1 protein-coding gene is annotated in these 626 nt (G+C 60.5%); it reads right to left on the bottom strand.

What is annotated here, in order from left to right:
• Nucleotides 1-432: DnaJ domain-containing protein (locus DIE06_RS37960; RefSeq protein WP_148094393.1), on the bottom strand; the 432-nt coding region annotated here is incomplete at its 3' end.
• Between the last annotated feature and the right edge of the window lie 194 nt (nucleotides 433-626).

Here is a 626-nt window from a genome sequence, read left to right as displayed (position 1 = left end):
CGGCTGGCGCGACGCATGCAACTCGACCACGCTGCCGGCAATGCGCTCGGCGAGTTGAACATCGCAATCACGGCCGAGCAGAACACCGAACACGACGTCGCGGTTGTGCCCTTGCTCGGCGAAGCGCATCGCCCATGCCACGAACCGCGCATATTCCGCTTCGCGCTCCGCGTTCAAGCGCTCCTCTTCTTCGCGAAGCCGTGCGTGACGGAGCATTTCCTCTGCGTAAGCGGTGTCATAGACGCGGCGCAGCTCCGGGTCCGAGAGAATCGCGTATGCCTCCTTGATCTCCTGAAATCGCGCATGCGCGTCCGCTTCGCACCCGACGTTGCGGTCGGGATGCGCTTTCATCGCCGCCTTTCGGTAGCCTCGCTTGATTTCCTCGTTGGTCGCGTTCTCGCACATACCGAGCAATTCATACATTGTCGTCATTGTGCGTCGGGATGAAAGTCGGATCGCGTTGATCGTAGCATGTCGCCGCAGCGCCAATCCGTCGGGTTGAGAATTCACCGGGTTCTGAACACCCCGAGTGCAGGTCAGGAGCGCTTTGGCAGATGACGGAATCTGAATCATTCTCATCGGAACGGCCGTTTGCCGACTGGAGCGGTCGCTCGAGTGTCCGAATG

The organism is Burkholderia sp. Bp8998, from assembly GCF_003854235.1.
Classification (GTDB): domain Bacteria; phylum Pseudomonadota; class Gammaproteobacteria; order Burkholderiales; family Burkholderiaceae; genus Burkholderia.
This window is presented reverse-complemented; position numbering and strand designations above follow the sequence as displayed.